This is a genomic window from Halorarum halophilum, assembly GCF_013401515.1.
Taxonomy (GTDB): Archaea; Halobacteriota; Halobacteria; order Halobacteriales; family Haloferacaceae; genus Halorarum; species Halorarum halophilum.
Genome location: NZ_CP058529.1, coordinates 2113586 through 2130712, shown reverse-complemented (window position 1 = coordinate 2130712; position 17127 = coordinate 2113586). Strand labels below are relative to the sequence as shown.

Below are 17127 nucleotides of genomic sequence, written 5' to 3'. Positions count from 1 at the left end.
ACCGCGCGTTCCGGTCGGCGGGCGGTCACTCGTCGACCCGGACGTCGAACGCCGTCGTCACCAGGTTCCCGTCCGGCTTCGTCTGGAGGAACAGCCGGTGCCGCCCAGGGGTCGGGAAGATCGCGCCGAACTCGACGCGACCGCTCCCCGGATCGGTCGTCTCGGGGTGGACGTGGAGGTAGGCGAGGTCGCCCTCCCGGAGCGCGACGAGGTGCCCGAGCGCGCCCAGGTACTCCGCAAGGTCCGCGACGAGTTCGCCGTCCCGACGGACGTCGAACAGCAACTGGGTGCGTTCGGCCGCGGAGACGTCCTCGGCGAGGAGCGTGACGTCGTACCCGTCCGCGGTCGCCCGCCGCGTCGCCGTCGGACGGGGTTCGACGTCGTCCGATCCCGACGCGAAGAGGTCGAACCCCAGCGTGGTCGGCGTGCCGTCGACGACGACGTCCACGAACGCACGGTAGACGCCGGGGTCCGGCAGCGTGAGGCCCGGAACGGTCCAGGTGCCGTCGGTCTCCAGCGAGGGGTGGAGGTGCTGGAACCGGCTCAGGTCGCGCCGGACGACGATCAAATGGCTCGATTCGCCGTGTATCGTCTCGTACTCGGCGACCGCCTCGCCCCCGGCGTCGACGAGTCGGAACGACCAGTCGGTCGGCTCCCCCGGCTCGAACCGCGTCTCCGCGGGCTCGAACCGGAGTCCGTTCGCTGCGAGGGCGAGCCCGCCGAGCGCGGCGTGACCCTCGGGACCGTACCCGCGGGGTGCGTCGGGGGAGTGTGCTCCGTGTTCGCCGTGATCGTCGTGTCCCGCCATGGGCAGCGTTCGGTCGCGGGCGACTTACCGATTCCCCGGCGGGTGTCGCTCACCTGTGCGGCCGATTCCGACGGTGTGACCGGGGGACGGGATGGACCGGAGGTCACTCCTCCGACCGAAGCGTCGCCCGGCGCTCCTCGTACTCCTCGTCGGTCAGATCACCCCTGGCGTACGCCGTCCGGAGCTCCTCGAGGGCGGGATCGGGGCGCCCCGTCCCGCCACGACTGGCGAACGCGCGGTAGAGTGCGACGCCGACCCCCAGCAGCACGACCAGCCAGAGGAGCAACATCCCAACGCCCCAGAGCGGGGAGAGTCCGCCGGGTAACCCACCCCACCCCCAGCCCATCATCCCCATCATCGGCATCGCGACGGCCATCAGCAGGAGGGGGGCGAGGAGCAGCACCGCGAGCACGACGAGCACGATCCGAACGATCGACTCACCTGTCTCGTAGTTCGCCATCGTCTGAATCCTCCATCGGAAGTTCGCCACGCCGGACGATAAAGGTGGAACCCGATCGACCTGCGGACTCGGCTCCCCCTGCGCGCTCCGGAAGCCACCCCCTCCCTTCGGGGCGGACGTAGGCCGTTCCTGGTCGAGTATCGGTTCCTCTCACCGGGATACTCCGACCGGATAGGTACCGGTACGCGACCCATTCGTCCTGGTTCCCGTCGGTTGGTCCCCGCCACACGACCGCCTCGAAACCGGCATCGGCGACTGGTAACTACGATTACGTTCGTCCTACCGAACCCTCCGACGATGTTCGACGTCACGAGACGGGGGACGCTGGAACTGCTCGCGCTCGCGACGAGCGCGGACTGGGCCACGCTGTCGGGGGTACAGGAGGGGGACGACGAGGGGGCGGCGGACGCCGGGCCGACGCTGACCAGGCTCGCCACCACCGTGCCGGGCGCGGAGATAACGGGCCTCTGCGTCTCGCCCGCCGGGGAACTGTTCTTCAACGTCCAGCACCCGGACGCGGACAACCCGGAGCCGTTCGATCACGGGGGCGTCGGGGCGGTCGAGGGCGTCTCGCTCGCGGACCTGCCGAGCGACGCCCCGAGCGTCCAGGTGCCCGAGGACGGGGAAGGGGAGGAGGTCCGGACGGCCGCCGGGAGCTACCGCGTGCTGGCGAACGGCGGCGACCCGACCGACGACGACGCCGAACTCGGCGTCCCGTACTCGCCCGACGGCGAGGCGCTGTCCGACGCGAACCTCCCGGACTTCAACGGGTTCGTCCCCTCCTCCGCGGCTCCGGACGAGGGCTACCTGTTCACCAACTGGGAGTCCCGGCCGGGGATGGTGAGCCGGCTCCATCTCCGGCGGGGGGCCGACGGGTCGTGGTCGGTGCTCGGGAGCACGAACGTCGACTTCCGCCCGGTTGAGGGGACGTGGGGGAACTGTTTCGGCTCGGTCACCCCGTGGAACACGCCGCTGTCCGCCGAGGAGAACTTCTCGGCCGCGATGACCGATCGCTGGAACGACCCCGACTGGGACCGCGGGGACGACGAGGACGGCGACGAGGTGGCGAACCTCGCGGCGTACCTCGGCCGACACCCGAACCCGTACCGCTACGGCTACATGGTCGAGATCGCGGAACCCGAATCCGCGACGCCGGCGCCGGAGAAGCGGTTCGCGATGGGGCGGTTCGCACACGAGACGGCCGCCGTGATGCCCGACGAGCGGACGGCGTACCTGACCGACGACGGCTCAGCGAAGTCGTTCTACAAGTTCGTCGCCGACGAGCCGGGCGACCTGTCGGCGGGGACGCTCTACGCGGCGAAACACACCCAGGACGAGGGCGACGAGGTCGCGACGGTCGGCTTCGACATCGAGTGGCTCGAACTCGCCCACGGCACCGACGCGGGGATCGAGGCGTGGATCGCCGAGTACGACGGCATCGGCTACGACGACTACGAGGACGGGGGGACGAGCTACGTCACAGACGACGAGATCGAGGCGTGGGCGAACGGCGACGCGGCGGACGACCGGGTCGCGTTCCTGGAGACGATGCGGGCGGCGGAGGCGGTCGGGGCGACGACCGAGTTCCGCAAGATGGAGGGGATCAACGCCGCCCCGGACGCCCGGCCCGGCGACTCCCTGTACGTCTCGATGTCGAAGGTGGACGCGACGATGGCCGACGGCGAGGGCGACGTCCAGCTCGCGGGCAACGAGTACGGTGCGGTATACCGAATGCCCCTGGAATCGGACTACGACGTGACCCGCCTCGAACCGGTCCTCACGGGCGGGCCGGACGCGAACATCTGCGGCGGCTGTCCGTACGACGCGTCGCCGAACGCGGACAGCAGCGTCTGTGCCGACTGCGCGCTCGACCCGCGACGCGAGGACGAGGAGGATGGGCAGTTCGGCTTCCTCGGGACCAACCTGCTGGGGAGCGCCCCGTCGGTCGACCCGGAGAACGCCATCGCCAACCCCGACAACCTCGTCGTCCTCGCGGACGGCCGCGTCGTCGTCGGCGAGGACACCTCCGACCACGAGCACAACATGATCTGGCTGTACGACCCCGGCGAGGAGTCGGGCGGTTCCGGACCGTCCTCCGCCCGAGACGCTCGGGTCTGAACGAACGCGTGGCGGAGGCGAGGCTACGACGCCTCGGTGTTCGAAAGAACGGGTGTCGGCGGCTCGAAGCCGGATGCGTCCGGTGCCGGGCCGCCAGTGGTCGGCGCTCTCTGCCGGAGTTCGAGAGGGGACGCCCTTACTCCGCGGGCGTTTCCGTCTCGGTCTCCGTCTCCGTCTCCTCTTCCGTCTCCGTCACGGTCCCCATCTCGGTCTCGGTCCCCATCTCGGTCGGCAGTTCCGTCCCGGTGGCGGTCTCCTCCTCGCTCACCTGGTCCTCCGCGACGACGAGGTCGAACCCCTCCTCGTCGTCCTCGGCGTCGAGGTACCCGACGGCGAACGCGGTGTAGGCGGTGCCGCCCTCGGGCGAGACGTCGAACGTGGCGACGACGTCACCGTCGTTCGACTCGGTTGCCGCCCGGACCTCGAGCGTGTAGTCGCCGGCCGGAACGGTCTGGTACTCCGTCGCGTTCCGGAAGGTCACGTTGTCGAAGAGCACGTCGCCCGTCTCCTCGACCGTCACGTCGACGGCCGGGGCGTCGGGCGAGAGGTGGGCTAGTCGGACGGCCGCCTCGTCGTCGGCGGGCTGGGACGCGTCGTCAGTGAAGACGACCGGTTCGAACGACGTCTCGGCGTCCTCGCTCACCTCGCCGGAGGCGGCGACGGTGTAGGTCCCGCTCGCATCGACGTCGACCTGGCTCTCGAAGAGGACGTCCTCGGAGTCACCTGCGGCGGTGACCGTGACGTTGTGCATCCCCTGCGAGACGGACATGTAGTCGGTCACGGTGCCGAACTCGACGCCGGAGGCGATCTGCTCGTCGTCGACGTACACGTCGACCGCGGGGGCGTCAGGCGACGCGTGGACGATGCGAACGGTCGCGTCTCCCTGCTCCTCCTGAGCCGCCGTGTTCGATACCGCGAGGGCCGCGCCCCCGAGGACGACGCTTCCGATCAGTGTGACCGTCAGCGCGAGGCCGACGATCCGCTTCGCTTGTGGTGATAACGTTGGTGCCATACCGACTGCACGGTCGACCGCCGCCGCCTTCGTTATCTAGGCCGTAGCTAATCGGTTCGCTCAGGTAGGTCGAGCGTCGAATTCCTTTGGCCGAACGTACTGTCGATGTGGACGGGCTTTCCAGCAGACGACGCGGGGGTTCGAGCCCGACCGACGGAGGTGTCGTCGTGTCACAGTTTCGTCGACCGCGCCGATCGACGCGGCCACCTTGAAATCGTCGGTGGACGGGTAGGGCCGACGACCCGGCGGCCGACCCACGCTGGGAGCACGAGTCGAACACGCTCACGACAGCGCGGGGGCGGCCAAAACGATTTATCACAAGGGGTCGTTATCCCCGGTATGGCAGACAAACCCCAGTCCGGCGACCTGTTCGGCGTCCCGTACAACTTCGACCGACCGAGCATCAGTCGACTCCTCTCGTCGTACTGGCAGCCCGGGCAGGGCATGCTCGTGGAGAAGCCGTTCGGCATCGGCTACACGCTGAACCTCGCGAACTGGCGCTCGTGGGCCGTGCTCCTCGTCGCCGGCGGACTGCTGTTCCAGGAACGCAAGTCGCGCGAATCCGCCGAACTGACCGACGACGCCGACGAGGGTCCCGTCGAAGTCATCGTCGACGACGACTGAGGCCCGGACCGACCGGCCTCCGAGTGTCCTCCGCCGCTTCAGTCCTCGCGCCAGTCGTCCGACTCGGCGCGCTCGCGCCACCGGCGCTGCTGTTCCCGCTCGGTCACGTGGTTGCGCCCCTCGGCGAGTTCCTTCCGGAGCGCCGACTCGAACGCCTCCACCTCGTCGACGAAGCCGCCGCGGAACGCCTCCACGAGTTCGAACGTCCAGGCGTCCTCCACCGCTCCGGCGGGGAGCAGGCGGTCCCGGAGGTCGTCGGCGAACTCCTCGTGTCCGGCCTCGCGCAGCAGCGACTCGGCCCGCGCGAACTTCTCCATCGCGTGGCCGGTTCGGTGGTGACAGCCGAGCAGGTCGCCGTACGCCCGGAAGACGTGCTCGACGCCGAGCTGCGCCTCGTGGAGGGCGTCGCGTTCCGTCTCCGTGAGCGTCGGTTCGGGGTCGCCATCCTCGGGCATGCGTCGGGGTAGGCACCACGGCGGCCTGTAGCTTTGGACGGTGCCGGCGGGGCCTCTGCCGACGTTTCGAGCGGGAACACGCGGGTGGCACGTCGGCGGTCGCGTCTCTTCGTGGGAACGCCCGAACCATTAACGACCGCGGGGGTGTTGGCGAGCGCATGGACCGGACGTTCCTCGCTGCCGCGGCGCTGACGGCGCTCTCGCTCGTCGGCTACGTCGCCGGCGTCGTGGCGCCGTACCCCGGCCGCGAGGCGTGCATCGTCGGCCTCCTCGCGGGCGTGACGCTCGCGGCGGTGACGTTCAGTTGGGGTGAGTCGGTGTGAAGCGCTCGCTGTCGTACACGTCCGAGGGGGCCGCGGCGTTCGACGACCCGGAGGCGGCCATCGACGCGCCGGGGACGACGTGGGCGTGGGCGGCATCGACGGACCGGGCGGAACTGGACTCGGTCGCCGAGTGCTTCGGCATCCACTCGCTGCACGTCGAGGACGTGCTCAACGACGTGCGCCCCAAGACGGAGGTGCTGGACGAGTACACGTTCCTGCTCGTGAGGGCCGCGCGCTTCCGCATCGGCGAGACGACGTTCCTCGAGGAGATCCGGACGCGCCAGGTCGGCATCTTCATCGGGGACGACTGGCTCGTCACGCTGACGACCGAGGAGGTGGCGCCCGTCGACGAGGTGTGGACCCGCGTGGCCGCCGACGACCGCCGGGCGCTCGCGAGCGGAGCCGACTTCACCGGCTATCTCGTGTTCGACCGGATCGTGGACGGCTACTTCGCCCTGCTCGACGAGGTGGTCGACGACATCGAGACGGTCGAGGAGCGCGTGCTCGACGAGCCGGACCCGGACACACTCCCCATCATCAACGACCTCCGGCGCGAGTTGCTGTCCATCCGCCGCGTCGTGTGGCCGACGCGGGACGCCGCGAGCGTTCTCTACCGCGGCGACACCGACCACGTCTCCGAGCCCATCGAGAAGTACTACCGCGACGTGTACGACCACCTCGTGCAGGTGGTCGAACTCACGGAGACGTACCGCGACCTGACCGCCGGCGCGCGCGACATCTACCTCAACACGCTCTCGCAGTCGACGAACGAGGTGATGCGCCGGCTCACCGTCGTCGCGACCATCGTCCTGCCGCTCACGTTCGTCGCCGGGGTGTTCGGGATGAACTTCGAGGTCATGCCCGAACTCACGTGGCCGTACGCCTACCACGCGACGATGCTCGGGATGGGCGCGGTCGCGCTCATCCTCACCGCCTACTTCCGGCGGGAGGGCTGGCTGTGACCGACTGCGTCCGGATTCAACGGGTTCCGGCGTCCCCGTCGCCCGCTCCGGAGCGTCCCGGCCGGTCGGCGAGGGGTGCCCCCGGCGGACGGGCCCGGTCCCACACGACGACCAGCGACGGCGTGACGAGCACGGCGGTCAGGTACGAGTAGAGGACCGAGAGCGCGGTGAGCGCGCCGAACTGGCCGAGGATGGGCGTGATGGCGAGCACGAGCACGCCGATGCCGGTCGTCGTCGTGAGCATGCTCCCCGTCAGCGCGCCGCCGGTGCCGCGGACGGCGGCCTCGAGCGGGTCGAACACGCCCCCCGTCCCGTCGTACTCGTCGGCGAAGCGGTGGACGACGTGGGCGGAGTAGTCGGTGCCCAGCCCGATGGTGATCGAGAGGATGGTCGCGGTCAGGGCGTTGAACGGCAGGTCGAGCGCGCGCATCGACCCGGCGAGCAGGGTGACGGTGAGGACGATGGGGACGAGGTTGAGCAGACCGAGCGTGGGGGTGCCCTCGAGGCCGTAGTAGACGAGGACCAGGAACACCGCGGTCGCGGAGAGCGCGAGCACGAGGCTCCGGATCGCGGAGGCGAGGATGACGTCCGAGACCTCCTGGAACACGACGACCTCCCCCGTCGCGATCGCCTCGAACCGGTACCGGTCGGCGACATCGCCCGCGTCCGTGGCGACCGCCTCTTGCGACGCGCCGGCCTCCGTCGTGTAGACGACCCGCGCCGCCCGGCGGTCCTCAGTCAGGTACCGGCGCGCCTCGTCGCCGGCGGCCGAGTCGAACAGCGCGTCGTACACCTCCTCGAGGTTGTCGTCGGGGACGCCGTCGTCGTCGACGTCGTTCCGGTCGACCAGCCGCCGGAAGGACGCCGACTCGTTCGCGTGGGCCCGGACGACGGTGCGGATGCTCTGCACCTCCGCCTCGCGGCCGTCGGTCACGAACGAGTCGGGCGGGTTCCGGGCGGCGCGGTCGAACGACTCCAGCGCGTAGTCCCGCGTCATCGGCCCCTCGACGTAGACGGTGACCGTCTCCCCCTGCGCGGCCGTGAACTCCTCGTCGAGGTAGTTGACGTCGCGGGTCGCGGTGTACTCGCTCGGCCGGAACGGTTCGGGCAGGTCCTCGAGGTACGGCGGGGTGTCCTCGGGCGGCAGGAAGTCCTCCTCGGAGAACGTGGTGTCGACGCCGAGGCCGTACACCCCCGAACCAACCGACAGTACGACCACGAGCGCGAGGAACAGCGCGGGGCCGCGCCGGGCGACGGCCATCCCCAGCGCGGGCACCGCGCCGAGCACCGACCCCGAGAGGCCGAGCGGACGCTGGCTGAACTGGGGGACGCCGCGACGCTCGCGTACCCGGTCCGTGAGGACCTTCGTCGCCGGGAGGAGGCCGCCGAAGATGAGGAACGTGAACGTGATGCCGACGGCCGCGACGACGCCGAACTCCCTGACCGGCGCGAGGCCGCTGGTGACGTTCGAGGCGAACCCGGCGACGGTGGTGCCCGTCACGATGAAGAAGGCCACCAGGAGCTGGCGGCTGGCGCGCGACATCGCCGGCCCGACGGCCCGCCCCTCGACGCGCTCCTCGCGGTAGCGGTTGACGCTGTGGATGCCGAAGTCGATGCCGACCGCCAGCAGGAGGGGCGGCACGGCGATGAGGATCTGCGAGAACGAGATGCCCGCGAGCCCCATGAACCCGAACGTCCACACGAGCGTGACCCCGAGCGCGAGGACGCCCAGCAGCAGGTCGATGGGGTCGCGGTAGGCGACGACCAGGAACAGGAGGATGAGGGTGATCGAGGCGGGGAGGACGACGATCAGCGAGTCGAAGATGACGTTCTCGAACTCGGCCGAGATGATGCCCGAGCCGAACACCCGGATGTCGCCGCCGACCGAGTCGACGACGGGTTGGGACCGCTGCTGCAGGCTGGCTAACGGACTGGCGGTGTCCGCGCCGGCGTCCGTCGAGACGCCCGCCGGCACCTCGTGCTGGACGACGGCGACGGTCCCGGTGGCGCGGGCGGCCGGCCGATTGAAGTCGTCGCTGAGCCGGTTCCTGAACGACCGGTTGCTCGCGGCCCTGCGGACCGCGGCGTCGATCTCGCCCGGCGTCGCCTCCTCGACCGTCCGGACCTGGGCGTCGGTCGAGGTGGCGTTCGGGTCGAGCGTCGTCGCGACCGTGGAGGCGGCGCTCGTGGTCGAGACGACCCGCAGCGACGGGCGCTCCTCCAGTCGCTGCTGCGCTTCGAGCATGCGCAGCAGCGACGGCTTCGCGAGCACGTTCCGGTTCGACTGGATGAGCTGGGTCGTGCCCGTGTCGGGGGCGAACGACGGCGTGAACTTCTCGTTGGACGCCTCGAACGCCCGCTGTGCGGGCAGGTCCTCGGTGAACTGGCTCGTGCCCGCCTCCGTCGAGACGTTCCCCAGGCCGACGGCGAACCCCCCGGTGACGACGAGGAACGCGAGGACGACGACCGCCGGGCGCTCGACGATCAGGTCGTCGACGGTCTCGAGGAGTCGCCGAAAACCGCTCATACGCCGTCGTCGCCCGCCGACGCATCGTCCACTCCGCCGTCCGCCGATGCGTCCTCCGCCTCGTCACCTCGGCCGCGCCGCCGCCGGCGGAGGAGCCACAGCGCGATCAGCAGCAGCGCGACGACTCCCAGGAACAGGAGCACCAGTTCGAGGACGTTGTCGTCCGGGGGCTCGACCACGGTCACGCCGACGTCGACCGGGTCGGAGAGCCGCTGGTCGCCGTCGGGGGTGGTGTAGAGGAAGTCGACAGACAGCGGGTAGGTCTTGGTGCCAGCCTCCCCGCTCGCGGACACGTCGAACTCGATGGTCGCGGACTCGTTCGGACCGAGCGACTGGACGAACGCCTGGTCGTCGTCGACCGAGAGCGGGGCGTCGGCGAACGCCTTCGCCTGGATGTCGCGCAGCGGCTCGCCGCGGTTGTTCGTCACGTTGAGCACGAGCGTCCCGTCCTCACCGACGATCACCGTCGCCTCCGCGGCGTCGACGACGAACGGGTCCCGCTCGGGCGCGACCCGGACGTCGGTCGTGAGGACGTCGCTCGTCCGGCGGTCGCCGTCGTCGTCCGCGTAGCGGACGCGGTAGGTGAGCTGTCGCGTCCCGGCGTCGGCGCTCTCGCTGATCTCGACGGGGAACGCGAGCGTCGTCGACTCCCCGGGCGCGAGGTCGCCGACCGCGGCCTCCGTCTCCACGGGGTTCACGTTGGGCACGTCGGTCAGCAGTTCGAGCGCGACCGCCGAGACGGTCCCGGGGCCGCGGTTGGTGAGCCGCACCGTCGCCCGCCCCTCCTCGCCGACCCGCAGGGTGCTCTCGACGGCTCGGGTGGCGAACGACTGCTCGGCGGCCGGGGTGGCCCCGAACGGGAGCGCATCCGAGCGCCGGGACTGGCCCTCCTCGTCCTCGTAGTCCACGGACGCGCGGAACGGGAACGTCTGGTTGCCCGTCCCGTTCTCCGCGCGCACGCGGTACCTGACGGTGCGCGTCTCGCCGCCCGGCCAGTCGCCGACGAACCGGGTGTCGTTGACGCCGTCGCCGACCCGGAGTTGCCGGCTCTCGACTGCCAGCGACACCGTGGCGTCCGTGAGCGTCTCGTTCCCCCGGTTGGTCATTTCGAGTACCACCGAGCCGGTGTCGTCCGCCTGTAGCTCGGAGCTGATCGACTCGATGACGAGCCGGTCGGTTCCGCTCGTCACGTTCGCGACGACCGAGATGGGGTCGCTCGTCCGGCGGTCGCCGCCGGCGGTGACGTACTCCACGACGAACGTGAGTCGGCGCTCGCCCGGCTGGGCGGTGTCGGGCACCGAGATGGGGAGCGAGAAGCCGGCGTCGTCGCCCTCCCCGACGTCGCCGAGGACCGCCTCGGTCTCCCGCGGGTCGAGGTTCTCGTCGGTGCTCGTCAGCCGGAGCACCGCGTTCGAGACGCCGCGGGGTCCGGTGTTGGTGACCGTACCGTTCACGCGGCCCTCCTCGCCGACCCGGAGCGTGCTGGTGACGTCCCCGACCGCGAACCGCTGTTCGGCCTCCGGCGTGACGCCGACGACGAGCGCGTCCGAGCGCCGCCGGTCGCCGTCGGCGTCCGTGTACCTGACCGTCACTTCGACCGGGAAGCGCTGGCCGCCGGTTCCGTTCGCCGCGGTCGCCTCGACGGTCACCGTCTCGTCGTCGCCCTCGTCCCAGGCGCCCACGAACCGCGAGGCGTTGCCGCCGGAGTCGAGCACGAGGTCCTCGTCCGGCGAACTGAGGACGACGGTCGCGTCCGTGATGTCCTCGTCGCCGACGTTCTCGATCTCCACCGACAGCGTCCCCGACTCGCCGGCCTGGACGTCGGCGCTCGAGTCGGTCACCTCGAAGCGGTCGCGCTCCTCGTCGACGTCGACCGTCCCGCGGAGCTGGTTGCTGGTCCGGGGGTCGCCGTCGCGGTTCAGGTACTCGACGACGAACGAGAGCTGTCGCTGCCCGGGTTCGGCGTCGTCGGGGACGCGGACCGGGATCGAGAAGTCGGCGTCCTCGCCGTCGTCGAGGTCGCCGAGGACCGCCGCCGACCGCCGGGCGACGACGTCCCCGTCCTCGTCGACGAGCCGAACGACCGCGTCGGCGACGGGGCCCGGCCCCTCGTTGGTGACGGTCCCCGTCACCGTCCCGTCCTCGCCGACGCGGAGGTCGCCCTCGACGTCGTCGACGGAGAACCGCTGCTCCTCGTCCGGCCGGACGCCGAACACGAGCGGGGTCGAGTTCCGCCGGACGCCGTCGCCGTCGGTGTAGGCGACCGTGGCCTCCAGAGCGTACCGCTGCGGGGCGGAGGTGTTCGCCGCGGTGGCCTGGAACTCCACGGTCTTCTCCTCGCCGGGCTCCCACTCCCCCGCGAAGCGCGCGGTCTCCGACCCGGTGTCGACCCGGAGGTCGGCGTTCCGCGACCGGAACGTGACCGCGGCGTCCCGCACCGTCTCCTCGCCGACGTTCTCGAACGTGACCTCGACGGTCCCCCGCTCGCCCACCTGCAGGTCGCTGTCCACGTCGACCACCTCGAACCGGGCGTTCTCGGTCACGACGAGGGTGACAGTCAACGTCTCCGTCTCCGACTCGTCGTCGCGCTCGTCCCCGGAGACGGACTCGGTGTAGTCGTACTCGACGACGACGTCCAGTTCGTACACGCCCGGCTCGGCGTCCTCGTCGACGACGACGTCGAAGCCCGACTGGGCGATGGAGCCGCTCGGGAGGTCGCCGAGCGCCGTCGTTCCGGTCCGCACGTCGACGGGCGCGTCGCCCGCCTCCAGGGTGACGCTGACGTCCCTCGCGGTCGTGACCCGCCGCTCCGCCTCGGGGGGCGTGTCCAGCCCGCCGTCGTCGACCGTTCCGCCGTTGGTGACCTGGACGACGAGGCGGGTGCGCTGGCCGGGTGCGACCGTGTTGTTCGGGGCGAACGCGCCGAGGTCGGGTTCTCCCTCGACGGCGCCGTCCTCGGGGGCGGCCGTCGACTCAGGTCCCGTCGCGGTCGTCGTCGCCGTCGTTCCGGTCGCGGGCGTCCCCGTCCCGTCCGCCCCGTCACCGCGCGTCCCGGCTTCCGGGGTTCCAGCCTCCTCCGTTCCGGTCCCCTCGGCTCCACTCCCCTCCGCTCCGTCCCCTTCAGTTTCGTCCCCGTTCGTCCCGTCCGCTGTCCCGGTGTCCGTCGACGACGGGTGGGGCGTCCTGGTCGCGGACGGCGTCGCCGTCTCGGTCTCGTCGTCCTCAGACAGTATGGCGGGCGAGGAATCAGCCGGGGTCGACCGATCACCGGCCGTCGCCGACGGGAGCGAGCCATCCACGACGACTGCACCGAACGTCGCGGACGCCACTACCCACGTCGCGACGAGCAGTCGGAGGAGCCGAGCGGACGACATCCGGGGGTTCACACGACCCGTGGACTGGTCGACCGGCCGACGCGGCTATCCGGTCCGTCGACGTGCCTGTCCGGTCGATCCGCGGGACTATCCGGCCGCGGCGGCGAGCAGTGCCACTCGAACCCGGTGGAGGGTGCCACGGCAACGACCTCCACGTGCCGGAAACATTGTACTACAGGGCTTACCGGGCGCCTGCCCGAACCGCCGGGGATAGTCGTTCGACTAACGTCCGAATCGTCCCGGAAAGGGCCGTCTAACGGAGCGGCACCCCGGTCGACGAGCGCGGCGCCCGGGGTCGAGGAGTACGGCCGGATCGGTGGGGAACCGTCGGATCGGTGGGGATGGAGATTCGCGGCCGGGTCCATCCGGATCACCGGAACTGGCCGGGCGACACGCCGATACGGACCGATCGAAACCGATGGAGGAAAACCGTTCCCCCGGGAACCACTCCCCGATGGACGTCCAGTTCCTCGGCGGCGCCCGCGAGGTGGGGCGCAGCGCGGTCCTCGTGAACGACTCGCTCCTCCTCGACTTCGGCATGCTGGCCGACAACCCGCCGCAGTACCCGGTCGGCGCCCTCGGCGCCGGCGGCGTCGACCCGGACGCGGTCGTCGTCTCCCACGGCCACCTCGACCACGTCGGCGCGGTGCCGGCGCTGCTCTCGGGGAGCGCGCGGCCGGCGATCCACTGGACGCCCCCGACGCGCGAACTCGCCCTCCTGCTCGCCCGCGACACGCTGAAACTCCACGGGAACAGTCCACAGTGCCCCTTCACCGGGGAGGACGTGCGGCGCGTCGGGGAGGTTTCCGAGGAGCACGGTTACGGGGAGCCGTTCGCGGCCGCGGGCCACGAGGTGACGTTCTACAACGCGGGCCACATCCCCGGGAGCGCGCACGTCCTCGTCGACGACGGCGACACCCGGCTGCTGTACACCGCCGACTTCCACACCCGAAGTCAGCGCCTCGTTGCCGGGACGACCGACCGCCCCGACGCGGACGTCGTCCTCTGCGAGAGCACGTACTCCGACGTCGAGCACGAGGACCGAGCCGTCGTCGAGGAGCGGTTCGCCGAGAGCGTGAAGACGACGCTCTGGGAGGGCGGGACGGTCGTCGTCCCGGCGTTCGCCATCGGACGGACCCAGGAGATGATGCTCGTCTGCGACGAGTACGACATCCCCTGTTACGTCGACGGGATGGGCACGGAGGTCACGGAGATGCTTCGGCAGTATCCCGAGTTCGTCCGCGACGCCGACGCGCTCCGACGGGCGAAATCCCACGCGCGGTTCGTCACCGGCCGCGACGGCCAGCGCAAGCGCATCGCCGGCCAGAAGGCCGCCATCATCACCACCAGCGGGATGCTCTCGGGCGGCCCCGCGATGACGTACATCCCCGAGATCCGGGCCAACCCGACCAACAAGATCGCCATGACCGGCTACCAGGTCGAGGGGACCCCCGGTCGCGACCTGCTGGAGACTGGGAGCGCCGAGATCGACGGCCGGGTGATGCCCGTCGGCGCCAGGGTGGAGCAGTACGACTTCTCCGCGCACGCCGATCGGAACGGGCTGTTCGGCTTCCTCGACGCCTACCGCGACGCGACGGTGCTCGTGAACCACGGCGACCGGTGCGAGGCGTTCGCCGAGGAGCTCCGCGAGGAGGGGTACGAGGCGCGGGCGCCGGAGCTCGGGGCCGTCGTCACCTGTCCCTGAGGCCAGGCGGACGGCTCAGCCCCGCCGGCGGCGGTCGGGCACGGCGGGCTCCGGGAGCGACGTACCGGACGCGCGTCGTCGTCTTGCCCGCCGAAAGACGGCGTCCGGGAGCAGGCCGACCGCGAGGTTCCGCGCTCTCGCCCCCGCTCGCGACCGAACCGTCCCGAGCCGTCCGAGGCGGTGCGACTCGGCGCGGATCCGGTCCGCACGCGGCTTCCGTTCGGCCTCGTACGCCTCGAACGCGGCCTCCGGGTCCTCGTGCGTGTCGAGGGCGTGTGCCAGTACGAGGCCGTCCTCGATCGCCTGTGCCGCCCCCTGTCCGGCGAACGGCAGCATCCCGTGTGCCGCGTCGCCGGCGAGGGCGACCGAACCGCGCGACCACCGGTCGAGTTCGGGCACCTCCTCCAGTTCGGTGACGAAGACGTCGTCGTCGTCGAGCGAGCCGACGACCGAGGGGATCGGCTCGGGGAACGCGGCGAACCGCTCGCGGAGCGCCGCAGTCGTCGCCTCGGCGCCGGCCGACCGCTCCGCGACGGGCGGCGTCGCCGTGGCGAACCAGTAGAACCGATCGTCGCTGATGGGCGCCCCGCCAGCGTAGGAGCCGTCACCCCACACTTCGACGCCCTGCGCACGGTACCGTTCGGGGAGGTCGACGGTCGTGACCGCCCGGTAGACGACGCCGTCCAGCGCCCGCCGTTCGACGCCGGGGGCGACGGCATCGCGGACGGTCGAGCCGATGCCGTCCGCTCCAATCAGGACGTCCGGACGGACGCGGATGCCGTCGGCGAAGCGGGCGACCGGCGGGTCCGTCCCGGGAACCGCGGTACACGGCATCCCCGTCTCGACTGCCGCGTCCAGTTCCTCGAGGAGGATGCGCTGCAGGTCCGCGCGGTGGATCGCCACGAACCCGTAGCCGAACTCGGCCCGCTCGACCCGGTCCAGGTCGAACCGCGTCAACACCCGCCCGCCCGCGGACCGGATCAGGCTGTCCTCGAGGGGGACCCCGTCGGCCAGAACCCGGTCGGCAAGGCCGAGCCGGTCCAGGACGAGGAGCGCGTTCGTCTGCAGCAGGATTCCGGCGCCGACGGGCCGGTACTCCGAGGCGGCCTCGTAGACGGTCGGCGTCCAGCCCCGCCGTTCGAGCGCGATCGCCGCCGTGAGCCCGCAGATCCCGCCGCCGACGATCGTGACTTCGGGGGTCTCACGCGTCATCGTCGCCTCCGACGCGAGTCGCGGCCCGCGACGGCCGGTCCCGACGCCGGGTCCGTGTTCGCGGAATCGCTGGTCGACGGCCGACCGCCGGCTCCGATTTTGGGTCCAGACGCTGTGAGGCTGTGAGGAGTGGTACGTTCACGGACGCCGATTCGGCCGCCACCGGGAAGCGTCGACTGCGGGGTATCCACGCTCCTTTAAGTGGCCACTCCGTCCCGTCCCCGTATGCGGTATCTCACCGTCCTCGTTCGGCCGTCCGACGCGGGCGCGTTCCACCCGCTGGGGGCCGAACTGACGGCCGAACCGTCCGTCAGGCGGGAGGCGATCCACCACGTGGACCTGCTCGCCGACGGGAGCGTGTTGCTGCTCGCCGAGGGGAGCGGCGACCGGGAGCGGTACGAGGAGATCATGCGCGGCTCGCCGCACGTCCTCGAGTACCTCGTCACCGGCGAGGACAGGTGGACCGCGATGAGCCGGCTCGAGCCGACGGACGCGTCCCGGCGCGCGCTGGAACTGGGGCGCGAGTCGGACGTCGCCATCGAGACGCCGATCCGCTTCGAGGCGGACGGCTCGCTCCGGATCACGTACCTCGGGAGCGACGAGCGCTTCGGGGAACTGGTCCGGGAGGTCGCAGACGGGGACGACGTGTCGTTCGAGGTCGTGGGGACGGGCGAGTACGAACCGGGTAGGGGGACGCTCATGGGACTGCTGACGGGCCGCCAGCGGGAGGTGCTCGAGGCGGCGGTCGACGTCGGGTACTACAGCACCCCCCGCGAGGCGACCCACGCCGACGTGGCCGCCGCCGTCGGGATCGCGCCGACGACCGCCGGCGAACACCTCCGGAAGGCCGAGGAGCGGGTGTTCGGCGCGCTCGCTCGGTGACCCGCCTTCCGGGGACCGCGGTCACGCCGAGGGGCTCGGAGGTCCCTTCCACCGCGACCCTCAGCGACGCGTCGACTTCGACCCTGTCGCTCACCGATCCACGCGGGTCGACGCGGTCTGATCGACCAGCATCCCGTTGACCGCGACCGGGTTGGGGACGCTCTCGAACACGAGTTCGTCGCCGTCGGCCCCGGCGGTCTCGACCGAGACGTCGCCGCAGTCGACGACCCGCTGGAGCGACGACTGCGTGAGCGAGACGTTCTGGACGCGGTCGAGCGGTACCGTCTTCACCGACTTCCCGACGATTCCCGTCCGCTTCGTCAGCTTCGCGGTGGTGATGACGCAGGTGACGCTCTGATTCCGCACGTACGCGACCACGCCCGCCCCCAGCCCGGCGAAGGCGACGGGCCACCCGACCCAGGTCCACTCCCCGGGGAGTCCGGAGACGAGCCCGATGCCGACCAGGAAGACGACCGCCGCGACAGTCAGCCGGCGCTTGACGAGGTAGGGGCTCGGTCGGCCGGCCCAGACGACGTCCTCGCCGGCGGCGAGGTGTACCCACGACGGCGCCTCGACTGATTCGGCCATACGTTCGCGTCATCGCCCCTCCATCGTCTTTGTTAACCCGTCCGTGGTTCCCGGACGCCGACCGTCGCCCGCGCCCG

At 71.1% G+C, this 17127-nt stretch carries 14 protein-coding genes; 6 read left to right on the top strand and 8 right to left on the bottom strand.

The genetic code is table 11. From position 1 onward, the window contains the following. Positions 1-25 precede the first annotated feature (25 nt). A complete protein-coding gene (locus HUG10_RS10820) occupies positions 26-808 on the bottom strand; it encodes a hypothetical protein (RefSeq protein ID WP_179169590.1) in 783 nt (260 codons plus the stop codon). 103 nt (positions 809-911) lie between these two features. Next, complete coding sequence (locus HUG10_RS10815; protein WP_179169589.1) at positions 912-1268, bottom strand: SHOCT domain-containing protein; 357 nt, start codon at positions 1266-1268, stop codon at positions 912-914. A gap of 297 nt (positions 1269-1565) precedes the next feature. Between HUG10_RS10815 and HUG10_RS10810 the strand changes: the two genes are divergently transcribed. Further along, entirely contained in the window at positions 1566-3386 is a 1821-nt protein-coding gene (locus HUG10_RS10810; RefSeq protein WP_179169588.1) for a PhoX family protein, read from the top strand. 136 nt (positions 3387-3522) lie between these two features. Here HUG10_RS10810 and HUG10_RS10805 read toward each other — a convergent pair whose 3' ends face one another. Continuing rightward, positions 3523-4398: a DUF4397 domain-containing protein gene (locus HUG10_RS10805; protein ID WP_179169587.1), complete on the bottom strand. Its 876-nt coding sequence runs from the start codon at positions 4396-4398 to the stop codon at positions 3523-3525. Between the two features lie 339 nt (positions 4399-4737). Here HUG10_RS10805 and HUG10_RS10800 point away from each other — a divergent pair, with 339 nt between their 5' ends. Beyond that, a complete protein-coding gene (locus HUG10_RS10800; RefSeq protein ID WP_179169586.1) occupies positions 4738-5022 on the top strand; it encodes a DUF5808 domain-containing protein in 285 nt (94 codons plus the stop codon). A gap of 38 nt (positions 5023-5060) precedes the next feature. Here the strand turns inward: HUG10_RS10800 and HUG10_RS10795 are convergent, their stop codons facing one another. Next, positions 5061-5477 carry a hypothetical protein gene (locus HUG10_RS10795; RefSeq protein WP_179169585.1) on the bottom strand — a complete coding sequence of 139 codons (417 nt, stop codon included), beginning with the start codon at positions 5475-5477 and terminating at the stop codon, positions 5061-5063. Between the two features lie 158 nt (positions 5478-5635). On the opposite strand from HUG10_RS10795, the gene HUG10_RS10790 reads away from it, so the two are divergent. Beyond that, complete coding sequence (locus HUG10_RS10790; RefSeq protein ID WP_179169584.1) at positions 5636-5800, top strand: hypothetical protein; 165 nt, start codon at positions 5636-5638, stop codon at positions 5798-5800. After that, the gene (gene corA / locus HUG10_RS10785; RefSeq protein WP_179169583.1) at positions 5797-6762 is read left to right on the top strand and encodes a magnesium/cobalt transporter CorA; all 966 of its coding nucleotides are present in this window, start codon (positions 5797-5799) and stop codon (positions 6760-6762) included. Before HUG10_RS10790 ends, corA begins: the two co-directional genes overlap by 4 nt. Before the next feature lie 16 nt (positions 6763-6778). Here corA and HUG10_RS10780 read toward each other — a convergent pair whose 3' ends face one another. Both HUG10_RS10780 and HUG10_RS10775 read right to left on the bottom strand, forming a co-directional pair. After that, positions 6779-9289 (bottom strand): efflux RND transporter permease subunit, encoded by a 2511-nt coding sequence (locus tag HUG10_RS10780; RefSeq protein ID WP_179169582.1) that lies wholly within the window; start codon positions 9287-9289, stop codon positions 6779-6781. Continuing rightward, complete coding sequence (locus HUG10_RS10775) at positions 9286-12663, bottom strand: COG1361 S-layer family protein (protein ID WP_179169581.1); 3378 nt, start codon at positions 12661-12663, stop codon at positions 9286-9288. The genes HUG10_RS10780 and HUG10_RS10775 overlap by 4 nt, the downstream gene beginning before the upstream one ends. Before the next feature lie 454 nt (positions 12664-13117). Here HUG10_RS10775 and HUG10_RS10770 point away from each other — a divergent pair, with 454 nt between their 5' ends. Beyond that, on the top strand, positions 13118-14368 hold the full coding sequence (locus HUG10_RS10770) for an MBL fold metallo-hydrolase (protein WP_179169580.1): 1251 nt from the start codon (positions 13118-13120) through the stop codon (positions 14366-14368). 15 nt (positions 14369-14383) lie between these two features. On the opposite strand, the gene HUG10_RS10765 is transcribed toward HUG10_RS10770, so the two are convergent. After that, a complete protein-coding gene (locus HUG10_RS10765; RefSeq protein ID WP_179169579.1) occupies positions 14384-15580 on the bottom strand; it encodes an FAD-dependent monooxygenase in 1197 nt (398 codons plus the stop codon). Positions 15581-15805: 225 nt separating this feature from the next. Here HUG10_RS10765 and HUG10_RS10760 point away from each other — a divergent pair, with 225 nt between their 5' ends. Continuing rightward, on the top strand, positions 15806-16462 hold the full coding sequence (locus HUG10_RS10760) for a helix-turn-helix domain-containing protein (RefSeq protein WP_179169578.1): 657 nt from the start codon (positions 15806-15808) through the stop codon (positions 16460-16462). A 90-nt stretch (positions 16463-16552) separates the two neighbouring features. Here HUG10_RS10760 and HUG10_RS10755 read toward each other — a convergent pair whose 3' ends face one another. Continuing rightward, complete coding sequence (locus HUG10_RS10755; protein WP_179169577.1) at positions 16553-17050, bottom strand: PH domain-containing protein; 498 nt, start codon at positions 17048-17050, stop codon at positions 16553-16555. Positions 17051-17127 lie beyond the last annotated feature (77 nt).

Excerpts from the sequence above, each read along its gene's own strand:
- HUG10_RS10820 (WP_179169590.1), bottom strand. The coding sequence starts at position 808 with ATGGCGGGACACGACGATCACGGCGAACACGGAGCACACTCCCCCGAC.
- HUG10_RS10815 (WP_179169589.1), bottom strand. The coding sequence starts at position 1,268 with ATGGCGAACTACGAGACAGGTGAGTCGATCGTTCGGATCGTGCTCGTC.
- HUG10_RS10810 (WP_179169588.1), top strand. The coding sequence starts at position 1,566 with ATGTTCGACGTCACGAGACGGGGGACGCTGGAACTGCTCGCGCTCGCG.
- HUG10_RS10805 (WP_179169587.1), bottom strand. The coding sequence starts at position 4,398 with ATGGCACCAACGTTATCACCACAAGCGAAGCGGATCGTCGGCCTCGCG.
- HUG10_RS10800 (WP_179169586.1), top strand. The coding sequence starts at position 4,738 with ATGGCAGACAAACCCCAGTCCGGCGACCTGTTCGGCGTCCCGTACAAC.
- HUG10_RS10795 (WP_179169585.1), bottom strand. The coding sequence starts at position 5,477 with ATGCCCGAGGATGGCGACCCCGAACCGACGCTCACGGAGACGGAACGC.
- HUG10_RS10790 (WP_179169584.1), top strand. The coding sequence starts at position 5,636 with ATGGACCGGACGTTCCTCGCTGCCGCGGCGCTGACGGCGCTCTCGCTC.
- HUG10_RS10780 (WP_179169582.1), bottom strand. The coding sequence starts at position 9,289 with ATGAGCGGTTTTCGGCGACTCCTCGAGACCGTCGACGACCTGATCGTC.
- HUG10_RS10775 (WP_179169581.1), bottom strand. The coding sequence starts at position 12,663 with ATGTCGTCCGCTCGGCTCCTCCGACTGCTCGTCGCGACGTGGGTAGTG.
- HUG10_RS10770 (WP_179169580.1), top strand. The coding sequence starts at position 13,118 with ATGGACGTCCAGTTCCTCGGCGGCGCCCGCGAGGTGGGGCGCAGCGCG.
- HUG10_RS10765 (WP_179169579.1), bottom strand. The coding sequence starts at position 15,580 with ATGACGCGTGAGACCCCCGAAGTCACGATCGTCGGCGGCGGGATCTGC.
- HUG10_RS10760 (WP_179169578.1), top strand. The coding sequence starts at position 15,806 with ATGCGGTATCTCACCGTCCTCGTTCGGCCGTCCGACGCGGGCGCGTTC.
- HUG10_RS10755 (WP_179169577.1), bottom strand. The coding sequence starts at position 17,050 with ATGGCCGAATCAGTCGAGGCGCCGTCGTGGGTACACCTCGCCGCCGGC.